Raw genomic sequence first — 15,490 nt, 5'->3', positions numbered from 1 at the left:
GTGTTCTCAGCAAAGGAGGCCAGCCATGATGGACCGCACCCAGATCATCGCCGACACGGCCGCCGACCGCCGCCAGGCCGCCGAGGCCGAGAGCCGCCGCGAGGAAAGCTGGCGCAACGAGGCGTCGGGCCTTTACGCCTCCTGGAATTCCTGGGGTGAGCGCAGCCCCTTCGCGCTGGGCGCCACGGGCCGCTGGTAAGCCGCCCCACCCCAATCCGCCTGATCGGCTGAAAGCCCGGCCCCAGCCGGGCTTTTTCATGTTCGCTTGCGCCAGGGCTGGCACCCCAGCCAATCGGCCAGCGGGCGGGTTGCATCATCGGGCAGGCGGGGCTAGCGATTCCGGCGCCCGTCATGGCCAGCGCCCTGGCCATGCACCCCGACCGGAACCCGCCACGCGCCCCGCCGCGCGGCCCTGGAGGAGACGGCGCCGCGCTCCAGCCTTCGTGCCCGGCCCGGTGCCTTCCCGCCAATCCTTGCTGGGAGGACACCGTCATGCGCCTGCTCAGGGCGTTGCGCATCTGCGGCCTGCTTGCCGGCCTTTCCTCCCCCGCGCCCGCGGCGGAGATCACCATCTCCTGCGGCGCGCTCGGGCAGGAGCTGGAGCTGTGCCGCGATGGCGCGGCGGCCTGGGCCCGGCAGACCGGCCACACGGTCCAGACCGTCTCGGTGCCCAATTCCGCCAGCGAGCGCCTGGCGCTCTACCAGATGATGCTGGCCGGCGGCGCCGCGCGGATCGATGTCTACCAGATCGACGTGGTGTGGCCCGGCATCCTGGCCAGCCACTTCATCGACCTGAAGCCTTACAGCCAAGGTGCCGAGGCGGCGCATTTCCCCGCCATCATCGAGAACAACACGGTGGAGGCGCGGCTGATCGCCATGCCGCTCTACACCGATGCCGGCGTGCTGTTCTACCGCCGCGACCTGCTGGAGAAGCACGGCCGCCCCGTTCCCGCCACCTGGGGCGAGATGGAGGAGACGGCGCGGGTGATCCAGGAGGCGGAGCGCGCGGCGGGGAATGGCGGCCTCTGGGGCTATGTGTTCCAGGGCCGCGCCTATGAAGGGCTCACCGTCAACGCTCTGGAATGGGTGGCTAGTTCCGGCGGCGGCACCATCGTCGATGAGGAGGGCAGCATCACCATCGACAATCCTCGTGCCGCCGGGGCCATCGGCCGTGCCGCCGGCTGGATCGGCCGCATCACGCCCGAGGGGGCGCTGACCTACACGGAGGAGGAGGCGCGCGGCATCTTCCAGTCCGGCAACGCGGTGTTCATGCGCAACTGGCCCTATGCCTGGGCGCTGGCGGAAGGACCGGACAGCCCGGTGCGCGGCAAGGTGGGCATCACCGGCCTTCCGCATGGCACGGAAGGGCGGCAGACCGGCGTGCTCGGCGGCTGGAACCTCGGCGTCTCGCGCTATTCCCGCCACCCTGAAGCGGCGGCGGCCCTGGTGATGCACCTCACCGGCGCGGCCGAGCAGAAGCGCCGCGCCGTGGTGGCGGCCTACAACCCCACCCGCCCCGCGCTCTACGAGGATGAGGAGGTGATCGCGGCCAACCCCTTCTTCCGGGCCCTGTACGGCACCTTCAGCAACGCGGTGGCACGGCCTTCCCGCGCCACGGGCACCCGCTACAACCGCGCCTCCCACGCCTTCTGGAGCCGGGTGCATGCCGTGCTCTCGGGGCAGCAGCAGGCCGCGCCGGCGCTCGAAGCCTTGCGCCACGACCTCCGCCGCCTCAGCCGGCGCGGCTGGTGAGCGGAGGCATGGACCGCATGGCGAAGGACGATCTGGGCCTGGCGCGGGTGCGGGTGCGCGCCGCCTGGCTGTTCCTGGCACCCACCCTGGCGGTGCTGGCGGCGGTGGCCGGCTGGCCGCTGCTGCGCACCGTCTGGTTCAGCTTCACCGATGCCGAGCTGATCGAGCTGGAGAACTACCGCTTCATCGGCTTCGCCAACTATCTCGAATACTACGAGGGGGAATGGCTCGGCCTGCTGGCAGACCCGCAATGGTGGCGGGCGGTGTGGCGCACCGTGTGGTTCGCCGCCGTCTCGGTCTCCATCGAGGCGGTGCTGGGCATGGTGGTGGCGCTGGCGCTGAATGCCCGCTTCCCGCTGCGCGGGCTGGTGCGCGCGGCCATCCTGATCCCGTGGGCCATCCCCACCATCGTCTCGGCGCGGATGTGGGCCTGGATGCTGAACGACCAGTTCGGCGTCATCAACCACGCGCTGCTCGCCATCGGCGCAATCGACGCGCCGGTCGCCTGGATGGCCGACCCGGACCTCGCCATGTGGGCCGTCGTCATCGTCGATGTGTGGAAGACCACGCCCTTCGTCGCCCTGCTGATCCTGGCCGCGCTGCAGATGCTGCCCGCCGATTGCTACGAGGCGGCGCGGGTCGACGGCATCCATCCCATACGGGTCTTCTTCCGCGTGACGCTGCCGCTGATCCGCCCCGCCCTGGTGGTGGCACTGGTGTTCCGCGCGCTGGACGCGCTGCGGGTGTTCGACCTCATCTATGTGCTGACGGCCAATGCCTCGGGCACGCAGTCCATGTCAGTCTATGCCCGGCAGCAGCTCGTGGACTTCCAGGATGTGGGCTACGGCTCCGCCGCCTCCACCCTGCTCTTCCTGGTGATCGCGCTGCTCACCCTGTCCGTGGTGCTGCTCGGGCGGCTGCGGCTGGAAGGGGAGAGCGCCCGATGAACGCCCGCACCCTGCTCGCCCGCGCGGGTTTCGCGCTGCTTCTGCTGGCGATCGGCGCCTTCGCGCTGTTCCCCTTCTACCATGCCCTGGTCACCTCCTTCCGCTCCGGCACCGCGCTGTTCTCGCCCTCCCTCTGGCCCGAGACGCTGGATCTCTCCAACTACGCGCAGGTCTTCACCCAGCTCGATTTCGGCCGCACCATCCTCAACTCGGTGCTGGTGGCGGCGGTGGTGGTGGCGCTCTCGCTGCTGCTGGCCGTCACGGCGGCCTATGCGCTGGGGCGGGTGCGCTTCCGCGGCCGCGGGGCGCTGATGCTCGCCATCCTCGGCGTGTCGATGTTCCCGCAGGTGGCGGTGCTGTCCGGCATGTTCGAGCTGATCCGCGCGCTTGGCCTCTACGACACGCTGCCCGGCCTGGTGCTGGCCAACCTGGTGCTGACCCTGCCCTTCACGGTGTGGGTGCTCACCACCTTCATGCGCGAGCTGCCGAAGGAGCTGGAGGAGGCGGCCTATGCCGACGGCGCCTCGCCGCTCACCGTCATCCGCCGCGTCTTCCTGCCGCTGCTCTGGCCGGCCATGGCGCCCACCGCGCTGCTCGCCTTCATCGTCTCCTGGAACGAGTTCCTGTTCGCCTTCACCTTCACCCTCTCGGCCGAGACGCGCACCGTGCCCGTCGCCATCGCGCTGCTCAGCGGCGGCAGCCGGCAGGAACTGCCCTGGGGGCTGGTGATGGCCGCCTCCGTCATCGTCACCATCCCCATCGTGCTGCTGGTGCTGGCCTTCCAGCGCAAGATCGTCTCCGGCCTCACCGCCGGCGCGGTGAAGGGATGAGCATCGCGGAAGGAGAGCGCCACATGGCAGACGTCGAACTGCGCGGGGTGCGGAAGCGCTTCGACGGCACGCAGGTGATCCGCGACGTCGATCTCCGGATCGGCGATGGCGAGTTCTGCGTCTTTGTCGGCCCCTCGGGCTGCGGCAAGTCCACCCTGCTGCGGCTGGTGGCGGGGCTGGAGAGCGTCAGCGCCGGCTCGGTCCATATCGGCGGGGAGGACGTGACGGCCAGGCCCCCGCGCGAGCGCGGCATCGCCATGGTGTTCCAGTCCTACGCGCTTTATCCGCACATGACGGTGCGGGAGAACATCGCCTTCGGGCTGGAGATGGGCCGCGCCAGGCGCGCCGAGATCGACGCCCGCGTGCGCGACGTGGCCGGGAAGCTGGAGCTGGCGCCGCTGCTGGACCGGCTGCCGAAGCAGCTCTCGGGCGGGCAGCGGCAGCGCGTGGCGATCGGCCGCGCCATCGTGCGGGAGCCGAAGGTGTTCCTGTTCGACGAGCCGCTTTCCAATCTCGACGCCAGCCTGCGGGTGCAGATGCGCATCGAGATCGCGCGCCTGCACCAGTCCATGCGCAGCACCATGATCTATGTGACGCACGACCAGGTGGAGGCGATGACGCTGGCCGACCGGATCGTGGTGCTGAACGCCGGCCGCGTCGAGCAGGCCGGCGCGCCGGTGGAGCTGTACCGGCACCCGCGCAACATCTTCGTGGCCGGCTTCATCGGCAGCACGCGGATGAACTTCCTGGCCGTGCGGGCCGAAGGCGGTTCGGAGGGCACGGTCGCCGTCAGCCTGCCCGGCGGGGCGCGGCTCGACGTACCTGTGGCGGGCGCGGGCGCGCGGCCGGGCGAGGCGCTGACGCTCGGCATCCGCCCCGAGCACGTCCGGCTGGCAGGCGATGGCGCCGCCCTGTCCGGGCCCGTCGAGGTGGTGGAGGAGCTGGGCGACGAGCAGCTCGCCTATCTGCGCGCCTCGGACGGCACGCTGCTGACGGCGCGCATCCCCGAGGGCGTGCGGCTGCGCGAGGGCCAGCCGGGACGGTTCCACCTTCCCCCCGCCGCCTGCCACCTGTTCCGCGAGGACGGCACCGCCCTGCCCCGCCCCCGGACTGACGAGCGGGATTGAAGGCTGGACGGCGCCGCCCCCCTGGCCGATCCTCTCCCTGTGGCGCCGCAACGAACGGCGCGAAACGGGAGAAACGAACCATGATCGAACGCCGCGCCCTGCTGCGCGCCGCCGCCTTCGCGGCACCCGCCGTCCTTTCCGCGCCCGCGCTGGCGCAGGGCCTCGCGGGGCAGCGCCCGATCCGGCTGATCGTGCCCTATCCGCCCGGCGGCTCCACCGACGTGCTGAGCCGCCTCTATGCCGAGCGCATGGGCGCCGTGCTGGGCCAGCCCGTGGTGGTGGAGAACCGGGCGGGCGCCAGCGGCAATCTCGGCACCGACGCGGTGGCCAAGGCGGCGCCGGACGGGCTGACCATCGGCGCCGTGACGGCCAGCATCATGGCCATCAACCAGTTCCTGTTCCAGAGCATGCCCTTCGACCCCGAGAAGGACCTGGTGCCGATCGGCCTGGCCTGGGACACGCCCAACGTCGCCGTCATCGCGCCCGACAAGAATCCGTCGAAGACGCTGGCCGAGTTCATCGACTGGGCGAAGAAGAAGCCGGACGGCATCACCTACGGCTCGACCGGCATCGGCCAGACCACGCACCTGTCCAGCAGCATGCTGTTCAGCCGCACCGGCGTGAAGGCGACGCATGTGCCCTACCGCGGCGCGGCGCAGACCGTTCCGGCGCTGCTGGCGGGCGACGTGGACATCGCGCTGGACAACCTCGCCTCGCATATCGGGCTGATCCAGGAAGGGCGGATGCGCGGCCTGGCGGTGACCGGCGCCACGCGCTGGCCCACCCTGCCCAACATCCCCACCATGGCGGAAGCGGGCATCCCGGACTTCGTCATCAGCGTCTGGGGTGCCTTCGTGGCGCCGGCCGGCACGCCGGCACCCGTCATCGAGCGGCTGAACAACGCCATGCGGCAGGTAGCGCAGGACGAGGCGATGCAGAAGCGCTTCATCCAGGGCGGCGCGCAGGCGCTGTGGACCACGGCCGCGGACGCCGCCGCCCGCGCCAACCGCGAGCGGCCGATGTGGAAGCAGGTGGTGCAGGCTTCCGGCGCGCGCGCAGACTAAGGGAGCGGATCAAAGCTCCAGCCAGGGCAGCTCGGAGGCCGGGCGCGCGAGATCGGGGTTCTGCTCGATCATGCGCGCCCAGACGCGGCGGGTGACGGCATCGGCCTCGCGCAGCAAAGCGGGCTCGTCCACCGTCAGGACCCGGCGGTCGCGCAGGATGAACGCGCCATCCACCATTACCGAGTGCACCGCGCCGGGATGGCCGTAATGGACGATGTTGGAAACGAGGCGGATCACCGGGCGCAGCGCCGGCGTGTTGAGGTCGAGGAAGGTCAGGTCCGCCTTCCAGCCCGGCGCGACGCGGCCGATCTCATGGCCCGCGCCGACGCTCGCGGCGGCATCGCGCGTCACCGCGTCCAGGATGGCGTCGGGCCCCGGCAGCACGCCGCCCTCCTCCTCGCGGCCGCGCCCGGTGCGGTGCAGGATGGAGCCGATGGTCATGGCCTGGAACATGTCCTCGGTCATGTTGTCCGTGCCGAAGGCGACGCGCACGCCGGCATCGCGGATCGGGCCCAGCAGGGCGCGGTGCATGCCGCGGCGGCGGGAGATGCTGGCCGGCGTGTGCGCCATGGTGACGCCACGCGCGGCGAGGATCTCGATGTCCTCGCGGTTGCAGAAGGTCCAGTGCGCGGCGGTGAGGTCCGGGCCGAGGAAGCCCTCGCGGTCCAGGTAGCCGGCGGAGGTGGTGCCGCGCGCCGCGCGCACCGCCTTCTCCTCGCCCGGGCTCTGCGAGAGATGCACGGTGCGGGTGAGACTGTGCCTCGCCGCGAGGTCCAGCAGCTTGCGCAGCATGGCGGGGGAGCAGTTGTCCGGCGCGTGGGCGGCCACCTGGCAGCGCACGCGGTCTCCATGGCTGCCGTGCAACCCCTCGATCATCGCCTCGGCGCGGTCCAGGAACTGCGCGCCGAAGGCCGGGTCCTCGCGGTAGTCGCCATGGCGGATGCGGCGCGTATCGATGTCGGCGCAGCTTTCCGAAAGCCACAGGCGCAGCCCGGTAGAGGCCATGGCGCGGCCATAGGAGAGCACGTGGCGGAAGGGATCGACCAGGGTGGTGCTGCCGCTGCGGATGGCCTCGACGCAGCCGAGCATGGCCATCACGGCCCGCTCCTCGTCGGTCATGGTGTAGGAGATGGGCGACATGTAGCCGTAGATCATGTCGCCCTCCCAGTCCTCGACCGAGCCGCGCAGCGCGGTCAGCACGGTGTGGGTGTGGGCGTTGATCAGCCCCGGCAGCACGGCCAGCCCGTGCGCATCGAAGCGCGGCACGCCGGGATGCGCCGCCTCAAGCTCCACGCTCGGCCCGAGGCCCTCGATGCGGTTCCCCCGGACGAGGATGGCGTGCCGCCCCAGAACCCGCCTTTCATCGTCGCAGGTGACAACGGCGGCGTTGGTGATCAGCAGGTCCATGGAAGGCATATCCGGAAAACTGATGGCGGGGTCCGGGGTGACACTGTCACTCCGGCGGGGGCCAGGGGGCAGCGCCCCCTGCATTGTTCAAGGCTGCCCGGCGTCGATCGAGACGGTGCGGATCGCCTGCCCCTCGATCCCGTGCTTTTTCAGGATCTCGGCGTAGGTCCCGTTGTCGATGAGCCTTTGCAGCGAGGCCGCGATGGCGTCGCGCAGCGCGGTCGAATCCTTCGGGAAGGCCAGCCCGGACAGGTTGTTGGTGATGGGCTTGCCGACCGCCACCCAGTTCTCCGGCTCGGTGCGCTGGAGATGCGCCACGAACTCGGCGCCGAGGATGGCGCCCTGGTTGCGCTCCTGCCGCAGATCGGTGCGGGAGGCGGTGGCGCCGTTGCTGCCCACCACCTGCATGGGCTGCCGGCCGGCGCAGGCGCGCTCGCTCCAGGCCTGGGCGGAGGGGAAGTAGTTGGTGAAGCGCGGCGTGGAGACGGACTTGCCGCAGAAATCCGTCGCCTCGCGGATGGAGGCGGCCAGCGCCCGCGTGGTGAAGAGCTGCCCGCCCGTGGTGATGTAGTCCACGAAGGTCAGCTTCTCGCGCCGCGCCGGCAGGTCGGTCATGGAGGTGCCGCTGAAGTCGATGCGGCCGGTGGTGAGCGAGTTGACGATCTGCTCGAAGGACATCTCCTCCCAGCGGATCTCGATGCCGAGGTCGCGGCCGATGGCGGTGACGAGATCGACATTGACGCCGCGCCGCTCATTGGTGGCGGGATCCTTGTAGGCCATGGGCGGATAGGTGGCCTCGATGCCGACCCGCAGCGCGCCCGCGCTGCGGACGGCGTCCGGCAGCGCGGCGTTCTGCTTGTCCGTTTGGGCGGCGGCGGGCAGCGCCCCCGCCAGGGCCATGGCGAGCCCCACCGCCAGCATACGCTTGAAGGGAATCATGCGATGTCTCCGGTGTTGGGTCGTGCCGTGGCGCTGGCGAGAGGGCCGGTTCAGCCGGCCTTCCGCTCGCAGTCGGTGAAGTGCGCGGCGATCTGCTCGCCGGTGGCGATCCAGACGTCGCCGCAGCCTTGGGCGTATTGCAGGAACTCGCGCAGCAGGCGCAGCCGCATCGGCCGGCCGCTGCATTGCGGGTGCAGCACGGTGGTCACCATGGCGCCCCAGTCGCGGATCTCGTCCAGCTCGTCCTTCCACATGGACAGCACGGCCTCGCGCGGCTGGATGGTGTGGCGGCTGTAGCGCTGCGACAGCCCCAGCAGCCAGTCGTCGTAGCTGGCGGTGACGGGCAGCTCCACCAGCCCCGGCGTGCCATCGGCCAGCAGGTGGCGGTAGGGACGCACATCGTCGCGGAAGGAGGAGGTGTAGAGCAGGCCGCGCTGCTTCAACAGGACGCGCAGCGCCTCGCAGAACTCGCCCGAGGGCGCGCGGTAGCCCTTCGGCACCACGCCGAGCCGCCGCTTCAGCACCTCCAGGCCGCGGTCCACCTCCTCCGCCAGCATCGGGTCGCCCGGCTGCGGCATCAGGTGGTGGAAGCCGTGGTGGCCGATCTCGTGGCCATCCCTCAGGATGGCCTCGCACATGGCGGGGTGCGCCTCGACCGACCAGCCGGTGATGAAGAAGGTGGCCTTCAGACCGAGCTGGCGCAGCATCTCCAACAGCTTCGGCGTGCCGACCCGCGCCTCGTAGCCGCCGAAGGACATGGTCACCAGCTCGCCATAGCGGGCGGGGTCCTTGGCGGTCCAGGCGCTCTCGGCATCGACGTCGAAGCTCAGGAACATCGCCGCGCCGTGCCCCGCCGGCCACGGGAACTCCGGCGCCAGTGGCGCGCGGTTGGCGGGCAGCAGCGGCAGGGCGTCGAGCCCTGCCTTCAGCGCCAGGTCACTCGCCGCCATTGATCTGCACCTCGGGGATCTTGGAGGGCGAGAGCTGCCACTTCTCGGCCAGCTTCGCATAGGTGCCGTCCGCCATCAGCCCGCGCAGCCCCTCGGCCAGCGCCTGCTGGAGCTGCGTCTCCTCCTTGCCGACCGCGATGCCCATCAGCGTGAAGCGCACCGGCTCGCCGACGGGGGCGTAGGTGTTGGGCTCGAGGCCCATGATGTAGGGCAGCGTCTCGCCACCCTGCATGGCGGCGTCGATGCGCCCCTGGCGGAGCTGGGTGCGCGCATCGGCCGAGCCCTCGGTGGGCACGTACTCGATGGCGGGCTTGCCCTTGCCCACGCAGTTCGCGTCGCTGAAGGCCTTGATGTCGTTCGGCAGGGCGGTGCGGCGGCTGGCGCCCACGCGCTTGCCGCACAGCGCCTCGGGGTTCGGGAACTCGGCGGCGCGGCTGGCCTGGGTGAAGAACTGGCTGCCCGAGCGCAGGTAGTCGATGAAGGTCGCGGTTTCCTGGCGCGACTTCAGGTCGGACATGCCGGACAGGATGATGTCCACGCGCCCCGTGCGCACCGAGGCCAGCATCTGGTCGAAGCTGGTCTCCTGCCACTGCATCTTCACGCCGAGCTTCTCGGCCAGGGCGTTGCCCAGCTCCACGTCGAAGCCGGTGAGCTGGTTGGTCTGCGGGTCGCGCAGGTCCAGCGGCGGATAGTTCGGCACGATGGCGGCGACGATGGTGCCGCGCGACTTGATGCGGGACGGCAGCTCGGCCGCCTGCGCCGCGACGGGCAGGGCGAGGACGGTGGCGGCCAGCAGCAGCTTCTTGAACATGCTCAGATTTCCTTCAGGCGATGACAGCGGAGAGAAAGGCCTTCAGCCGGGCTTCCTTCGGGTTGCCGAGCACCTCGGCGGCCGGGCCGGATTCGACGATGGCGCCGCGGTCCATGTACACGACGCGGTCCGCCACCTCGCGGGCGAAGCCCAGCTCGTGCGTCACCACGATCATGGTCATGCCGGAAGCGGCCAGCTCCTTCATCACTGCCAGCACCTCGCCCACCAGCTCGGGGTCGAGGGCGCTGGTCGGCTCGTCGAACAGCATCAGCTTGGGCTTCATGGCGAGCGCGCGGGCGATGGCCACGCGCTGCTGCTGGCCGCCCGAGAGGTTGGCCGGGTAGGCGCCGGCCTTGTCGGCCAGGCCGACGCGCGCCAGCAGCGCCTCGGCCTCGCGCGAGGCCTCGGCGCGGTCCCTGCCCTGCACCTGCACCGGCCCCTCGATGATGTTCTCGAGCGCCGTCATGTGCGGAAAGAGGTTGAAGCGCTGGAACACCATGCCGGTGGCCAGGCGCTGCCGGGCGATCTCCTTTTCCGGCAGGGCATGCAGGCGGTTGCCGTCGATGCGCCAGCCGGTCAGCTCGCCATCCACCCAGATGGCGCCGCCATCGATGGTGACGAGCTGGTTGACGCAGCGCAGCAGCGTGGTCTTGCCCGAGCCGGAGGCGCCGATGATGCAGAGCACCTCGCCGGCATGCACGTCGAGCGAGACGCCGTCCAGCGCCTGGAAGTCGCCGAACTTCTTGCGGACATCGACGATCGAGACGAGGGGGCTCACCGGCTTCCTCCCGTGCCGCGGGCGAAGCGGCGCTCCAGCAGCATCTGCAAGGGCGTCAGGACCGAGACGATGATCAGGTACCAGATGGCGGCCACGATCAGCAGCTCGATGACGCGGGAATTGGCGTAGTAGATGTTCTGCGCGGCGTGCAGGATCTCGGCGAACTGGATGACGCTGGCCAGCGAGGTCAGCTTCACCATGCCGATGAACTCGTTGCCGAGCGGCGGGATCACCACCCGCATCGCCTGCGGGAAGATGATGCGCCGCAGCGCCCGCAGCCGCGTCATGCCGATGGCCTTGGCCGCCTCGTACTGCCCGGCATCGACCGAGAGCATGCCGGCGCGGATCACCTCCGAGGTGTAGGCGCCCTGGTTGATGCCGAGGCCGAGCAGGGCGGCCAGCGCCGGCGTCATCACGTCCACCGTGCGCACCGAGAAGTCGCCGAAGCCCAGGCGCGGGAAGATCAGCGCCAGGTTGAACCACAGCAGCAGCTGCAGGATCACCGGCGTGCCCCGGAACAGCCAGGTGTAGCCCATCGCCACGCCCTGGAGCACGGGGTTGGGCGACATGCGCATCACCGCCGTGACGACGCCGAGCGCGATGCCCAGCGCCATGGCGCCGAAGGTCATCCACAGCGTGTTGGCGAGGCCCGCCATGATGGCCGGTGCCGTGAAGAAGGCGCCCACGAAGCGCCACTCGATGTCGCCCACCGCGAAGGCCCGGGCGAGCCCGGTCAGCAGCAGCAGGATGATGGCGACCGCCGCCCACCGCCCCCAGTGCCGGTTGGGCACATGGGTGTAGTGGGCGATGTCCGGCAAAGCGGAAGGGGTCTTTCCCTGCCCCATCGGCCTCAGCCCGCCTTGCGCGGCGGCGCCACGGCGCCGGTGCGGCTGGTGATCAGCCCGTACATCTCCGGCCGGCGGTGCTGGGCGAAGTTGAACATCTTCTCCTTGCCCTGGGCGCACAGGTCGAGGTCGCAATCGGCCACCACCACCTCGTCGCCCAGCGTCCTCGTCTCGGCGACGATGCGGCCGTTGGGATCGACGATGCAGGAGCCGCCGATCAGGCCGGAGCCGTCCTCGTCGCCCGCCTTGGCCACGGCCACCGCCCAGGCGGCGTTCATGTAGGCGTTGGACTGGGCGGCGAGCTGCGAATGGAAGGTGCGCAACCCGGCATCCTCGGTGTTGCCGCCATTCGGGTCGTAGGCCGCCGAGTTGTAGCCGACGAGCAGCATCTCCAGCCCCTGGAGACCATAGACGCGCCAGGCCTCCGGCCAACGGCGGTCGTTGCAGACCAGCATGCCGAGCACCGGCGCGCCCCATTCCTCCGGCCCGCGGAAGGCGGGGAAGCCCAGGTCGCCATACTCGAAGTAGCGCTTCTCCAGCTGCTGGAAGCGCGAGCCCTCGCGCGGCTCCACCGAGCCCGGCAGGTGCACCTTGCGGTACTTCTCCAGGATGGCGCCGTCCGGCCCCACGGTGACGGCGCTGTTGAAGCGCTTGCCGTCCGCCGTCCGCTCCGCGTAGCCGACATAGAAGCCGACGCCGAGCGCCTTGGCGCGGTCGAACAGGGGCTGGGTGTCGGGGCCGGGCAGCGCGCTCTCGAAATACTGGTCCAGCTCCGCCTCGCTCAGCAGCCAGCGCGGAAAGAAGGTGGTGAAGGCCAGCTCGGGAAACACCACGAGCCGCGCGCCCTGGGCAGCCGCCTGCTCCAGCAGCGCGATCATGCGCGAAAGGGTGTGCTCGCGGCTGTCAGCCCGTTGTGTGGGGCCCATCTGGGCGGCGGCGACACGCAGGATACGGGGCATCGGTGAACCTCATGCAAGGCCGGTATGCGGCAATCGGCGCATCGTCGCACGCTTTTCAGGCAGCGCAATTGTCCTGATTATGATGAATCACCCGGCTCTATCCATTCTGGTTATATGCTGCCCAAGACATGACCTTGCGCCAGCTCGAGATCCTCCGCGCCGTCATCCGGCACCAGACCACCATGGCGGCGGCGCGCCTGCTCGGCATGTCGCAGCCCGCCGTCAGCAACGCGGTCAAGCAGCTCGAGGGGCAGCTGGGCTTCCCCCTGTTCGAGCGCGTCAACAACCGCCTCTTCCCCACCGAGGCGGCGCGGGTGATCCACGCCGAATCCGAGCCGCTCTTCGCCCAGCACGCGGCGCTGGAGGCGCGGCTCCGCGCGCTGCGCCAGGACAAGACGGGGCGGCTGCGGCTGCTCTCCACCCCGCCGCTCGGACATGGCGTGGTGCTGCGCGCCATGCGGCGGATGCTGGCCCGCCAGCCCGGCCTGCGCATCACCTTCGACGTGCGGCGGCTGGACGAGGTGGTGGCGGGCGTGGAAGGCGGCGACGCGGAACTCGGCTTCGGCCTCAGTCTGGAGGAGCGGCCGGGCCTCGCCACCCGTCCGCTGGCCGAGGCGCGCATGGTCTGCGTCTGTCCGGCCGGCCATCCGCTGGCGCGGGAGAGCCTGGTCACGCCCGGGCTGCTGCGCGCCTGGCCCCTGATCGCGCTGGACGGCGGCACGCGCATGGGGCGCGCGGTGCGCGAGGCCTTCCTGGCGGCGCGCGAGCCCTTCTCCGCCGCCGTCGAGGTGCGCTACGCCGACACCGCCTGCGCCATGGCCGAGGCGGGGGTGGGTGTCGCGGTGGTGGACCCCTTCTCCGCCCGCAACCGCCACCGCCCCCTGGCGGTGCTGCCCTTCGAGCCCGCGATCCCAGCCCGCGCCCTCGCCTTCTGGACCGCCGGGCTGCCGCTCTCCCAGACGGCGCAGGGCCTGCTGCGGGAGCTGCACGGCATGCTGGGCAACACCGGCGACGGCGCCAGCGGTTAACAGCCTGTTCAGGGACCGCCCCTGAAAGTCGGCGGCCACGGCGCTCCGGCCTTCCGCCTCTCCCGGCGCCGGCAACAGGAAGATGCCGTGCAGCACAGCCTCGCCTTGCCCCTGCTGGACCGTCTGCGCATCCGCTCCCCGCGCCGCCAACTTGAGTTCCCGCTCCGGCGCTCCGGCATGTCCGGCTCCCTGCTCGGGCTGATGCTGGGTCTTGCCGCGCTGGCGGCACTGGCCGTGGCGCTGGTGCCGCCGGCCAGCTACCTGCTGGCCCTGCGGGCGCATGAGGCGGGGCGGCTGGAGGCGCGGGCGGCCAGCCTGGCCCATGAGCTGGGCCGCCGCTCCTGGCTGGTCGAGCGGGAGGACCATCGCGGCGCGCGCGGCATCCTGCGCCAGGCCGCCGCCCCCGGAGCGGTGCCGGAGCACGTCCGGCTGCTCGGCGCGGATGGCGCGGTGCTGGTGGAGGTCGCCCCGCCCGAGCCGCTCGCGGCCCCCATCCTCACCCGCCGCGCCGTGGTGCCGGACGGAGCCGCGGCGCGGGGCGAGGTGGAGGTGCGGCGCTCGCTGCGGCCGGCGTTGCGCAAGGCGGGGCTGCTGTCCCTGCTCTGCCTGCTGCTGGCGGGGGGCGTGTTCACGCTGCTCCGCCTGCTGCCGATGCGCATGCTGCGGCGCGCCCTGGGGGAAGCCTCCTACCTCGCCACCCACGACACGCTGACGGGCCTGTCCAACCGGCAGGCCTTCCAGGACCGGCTGGGCCAGGCGCTGCTGTCGGCGCAGCGGGAGGGCCGGTCGGTGGCCATGCTGATCGTCGACATCGACAGCTTCAAGGAGGTGAACGACGCCCAGGGCCATGCCGCCGGAGACATGCTGCTGCGCGAGGTGGCCCGGCGCATGGGCCAGGGGATGCGCGCCAGCGACACCCTGGCGCGGATCGGCGGCGACGAGTTCGCCATCATCCAGGCGGCCGAGAACCAGCCGCAGGCGGCGGCGGGGCTGGCGCGGCGCCTGCTGGCCCTGATGGAGGAGCCGGTCATGCTGGAGGGCCAGCCCTGCCAGGTGCGGCTGAGCATCGGCATCGCGCTGAGCCGGGCGGGCCAGCCCACCGACCCCGCCCAGCTCGCGCACGACGCCGACATGGCGATGCACCAGGCGAAGCAGGCGCGCCAGGGCGGCTACCACTTCCACTCGCCCGAGCTGGGCCGCAAGCTGCGCGAGCGCCGGCAGCTGGAGCAGGATCTGCGGGAGGCGCAGGCGCAGCACCAGTTCCGCCTCGCCTACCAGCCGCTGGTCTATCTCGGCACCGGCCAGGTTTCGGGCGGCGAGGCCCTGCTGCGCTGGCACCGCCCCGGCCATGGCGACGTGCCGCCCGACCGCTTCATCCCCGTGCTGGAGGAGAGCGGGCTGATCGGGGCGGTGAGCGCCTGGGTGCTGGAGACGGCCTGCCAGGAGGCCGCCCGCTGGCCGGCGCGGATGAGCGTGGCGGTGAACGTCTCCACCGCCCAGTTCCGCCAGCCCGGCCTTTACGAGGCGGTGGAGGGCGCGCTGCGCCGCTCGGGCCTCCAGCCCCACCGGCTGGAGCTCGAGATCACCGAGAGCGTGCTGATGCAGGACACACCGGAAACCCTGGCGACCCTGCGGCGGCTGCGCGCCATGGGGGTGCGCATCGCCATGGACGATTTCGGCACCGGCTATTCCAGCCTCGGCTATCTCCGCCGCTTCGCCTTCGACAAGATCAAGATCGACCGCAGCTTCGTCCAGCACATGGCGCAGGACCCGAACGCCAAGGCCGTCATCCGCGCCGTGGTGAACATCAGCCAGACGCTGGGCATCCGCGCCCTGGCCGAAGGGGTGGAGAACGCCGAGCAGGCGGAGCTGCTGCGGCAGGAAGGCTGCGCCGAGGTGCAGGGCTACCTGTTCGGCCGGCCCATGACACCCGAGCAGTTCGCCACGCTGCACGGCCCCGGCCAGCGCGCCACCTGACCGGAAAGCGGCGCTTCCACCAGGGTGGCCCGGACGGGGCCGCGTTCGAGGTTGACGCGGGGCGCCGATCTGGCGC

Annotated in this window: 15 protein-coding genes; 8 read left to right on the top strand and 7 right to left on the bottom strand. The window is 71.2% G+C overall.

Annotation, left to right across the window (positions count from 1 at the left end):
* Positions 1-25 precede the first annotated feature (25 nt).
* From CR162_RS22285 to CR162_RS04015, 6 genes are all read left to right on the top strand, one after another.
* Positions 26-199, top strand: coding sequence for a hypothetical protein (locus CR162_RS22285; RefSeq protein ID WP_176559707.1), 174 nt, complete (start codon positions 26-28; stop codon positions 197-199).
* 293 nt (positions 200-492) lie between these two features.
* A complete protein-coding gene (locus CR162_RS04035) occupies positions 493-1,752 on the top strand; it encodes an ABC transporter substrate-binding protein (RefSeq protein WP_099094233.1) in 1,260 nt (419 codons plus the stop codon).
* Between the two features lie 17 nt (positions 1,753-1,769).
* Positions 1,770-2,699: a carbohydrate ABC transporter permease gene (locus CR162_RS04030; RefSeq protein ID WP_218014828.1), complete on the top strand. Its 930-nt coding sequence runs from the start codon at positions 1,770-1,772 to the stop codon at positions 2,697-2,699.
* Entirely contained in the window at positions 2,696-3,529 is an 834-nt protein-coding gene (locus tag CR162_RS04025; protein ID WP_099094231.1) for a carbohydrate ABC transporter permease, read from the top strand. Before CR162_RS04030 ends, CR162_RS04025 begins: the two co-directional genes overlap by 4 nt.
* A 23-nt stretch (positions 3,530-3,552) precedes the next feature.
* Positions 3,553-4,656, top strand: coding sequence for an ABC transporter ATP-binding protein (locus CR162_RS04020; RefSeq protein ID WP_099094230.1), 1,104 nt, complete (start codon positions 3,553-3,555; stop codon positions 4,654-4,656).
* An 80-nt stretch (positions 4,657-4,736) separates the two neighbouring features.
* Entirely contained in the window at positions 4,737-5,720 is a 984-nt protein-coding gene (locus tag CR162_RS04015; RefSeq protein WP_099094229.1) for a Bug family tripartite tricarboxylate transporter substrate binding protein, read from the top strand.
* A 9-nt stretch (positions 5,721-5,729) separates the two neighbouring features.
* On the opposite strand, the gene CR162_RS04010 is transcribed toward CR162_RS04015, so the two are convergent.
* From CR162_RS04010 to CR162_RS03980, 7 genes are all read right to left on the bottom strand, one after another.
* Positions 5,730-7,127, bottom strand: a complete 1,398-nt coding sequence (locus CR162_RS04010; protein ID WP_176559706.1) for an amidohydrolase family protein — start codon at positions 7,125-7,127, stop codon at positions 5,730-5,732.
* 87 nt (positions 7,128-7,214) lie between these two features.
* The gene (locus CR162_RS04005) at positions 7,215-8,066 is read right to left on the bottom strand and encodes a transporter substrate-binding domain-containing protein (protein WP_099094227.1); all 852 of its coding nucleotides are present in this window, start codon (positions 8,064-8,066) and stop codon (positions 7,215-7,217) included.
* Between the two features lie 50 nt (positions 8,067-8,116).
* Positions 8,117-9,016 (bottom strand): polysaccharide deacetylase family protein, encoded by a 900-nt coding sequence (locus tag CR162_RS04000; RefSeq protein WP_099094226.1) that lies wholly within the window; start codon positions 9,014-9,016, stop codon positions 8,117-8,119.
* Positions 9,003-9,827, bottom strand: coding sequence for an ABC transporter substrate-binding protein (locus CR162_RS03995; protein ID WP_099094225.1), 825 nt, complete (start codon positions 9,825-9,827; stop codon positions 9,003-9,005). The genes CR162_RS04000 and CR162_RS03995 overlap by 14 nt, the downstream gene beginning before the upstream one ends.
* Positions 9,828-9,840: 13 nt before the next feature.
* Positions 9,841-10,605, bottom strand: a complete 765-nt coding sequence (locus tag CR162_RS03990) for an amino acid ABC transporter ATP-binding protein (RefSeq protein ID WP_099094224.1) — start codon at positions 10,603-10,605, stop codon at positions 9,841-9,843.
* Positions 10,602-11,423: an amino acid ABC transporter permease gene (locus CR162_RS03985; RefSeq protein ID WP_245870110.1), complete on the bottom strand. Its 822-nt coding sequence runs from the start codon at positions 11,421-11,423 to the stop codon at positions 10,602-10,604. The genes CR162_RS03990 and CR162_RS03985 overlap by 4 nt, the downstream gene beginning before the upstream one ends.
* Before the next feature lie 32 nt (positions 11,424-11,455).
* A complete protein-coding gene (locus CR162_RS03980) occupies positions 11,456-12,409 on the bottom strand; it encodes an N-carbamoyl-D-amino-acid hydrolase (protein ID WP_099094222.1) in 954 nt (317 codons plus the stop codon).
* A gap of 128 nt (positions 12,410-12,537) precedes the next feature.
* Between CR162_RS03980 and CR162_RS03975 the strand changes: the two genes are divergently transcribed.
* Together CR162_RS03975 and CR162_RS03970 are read left to right on the top strand one after the other, a co-directional pair.
* Complete coding sequence (locus tag CR162_RS03975; protein ID WP_099094221.1) at positions 12,538-13,437, top strand: LysR family transcriptional regulator; 900 nt, start codon at positions 12,538-12,540, stop codon at positions 13,435-13,437.
* An 87-nt stretch (positions 13,438-13,524) separates the two neighbouring features.
* Positions 13,525-15,414, top strand: coding sequence for a putative bifunctional diguanylate cyclase/phosphodiesterase (locus CR162_RS03970; protein WP_099094220.1), 1,890 nt, complete (start codon positions 13,525-13,527; stop codon positions 15,412-15,414).
* The last annotated feature ends 76 nt before the right edge of the window (positions 15,415-15,490 follow it).

The organism is Teichococcus rhizosphaerae (assembly GCF_002631185.1).
In the GTDB taxonomy this organism is placed as follows: Bacteria; Pseudomonadota; Alphaproteobacteria; order Acetobacterales; family Acetobacteraceae; genus Pseudoroseomonas; species Pseudoroseomonas rhizosphaerae.
Note: the sequence above shows the minus strand (reverse complement) of the source record. Positions and strands in the feature narration are given on the sequence as shown.

Excerpts from the sequence above, each read along its gene's own strand:
- CR162_RS04035 (WP_099094233.1), top strand. The coding sequence starts at position 493 with ATGCGCCTGCTCAGGGCGTTGCGCATCTGCGGCCTGCTTGCCGGCCTT.
- CR162_RS04010 (WP_176559706.1), bottom strand. The coding sequence starts at position 7,127 with ATGGACCTGCTGATCACCAACGCCGCCGTTGTCACCTGCGACGATGAA.
- CR162_RS22285 (WP_176559707.1), top strand. The coding sequence starts at position 26 with ATGATGGACCGCACCCAGATCATCGCCGACACGGCCGCCGACCGCCGC.
- CR162_RS03980 (WP_099094222.1), bottom strand. The coding sequence starts at position 12,409 with ATGCCCCGTATCCTGCGTGTCGCCGCCGCCCAGATGGGCCCCACACAA.
- CR162_RS04000 (WP_099094226.1), bottom strand. The coding sequence starts at position 9,016 with ATGGCGGCGAGTGACCTGGCGCTGAAGGCAGGGCTCGACGCCCTGCCG.
- CR162_RS03975 (WP_099094221.1), top strand. The coding sequence starts at position 12,538 with ATGACCTTGCGCCAGCTCGAGATCCTCCGCGCCGTCATCCGGCACCAG.
- CR162_RS03995 (WP_099094225.1), bottom strand. The coding sequence starts at position 9,827 with ATGTTCAAGAAGCTGCTGCTGGCCGCCACCGTCCTCGCCCTGCCCGTC.
- CR162_RS04030 (WP_218014828.1), top strand. The coding sequence starts at position 1,770 with ATGGCGAAGGACGATCTGGGCCTGGCGCGGGTGCGGGTGCGCGCCGCC.
- CR162_RS04015 (WP_099094229.1), top strand. The coding sequence starts at position 4,737 with ATGATCGAACGCCGCGCCCTGCTGCGCGCCGCCGCCTTCGCGGCACCC.
- CR162_RS04020 (WP_099094230.1), top strand. The coding sequence starts at position 3,553 with ATGGCAGACGTCGAACTGCGCGGGGTGCGGAAGCGCTTCGACGGCACG.
- CR162_RS04025 (WP_099094231.1), top strand. The coding sequence starts at position 2,696 with ATGAACGCCCGCACCCTGCTCGCCCGCGCGGGTTTCGCGCTGCTTCTG.
- CR162_RS04005 (WP_099094227.1), bottom strand. The coding sequence starts at position 8,066 with ATGATTCCCTTCAAGCGTATGCTGGCGGTGGGGCTCGCCATGGCCCTG.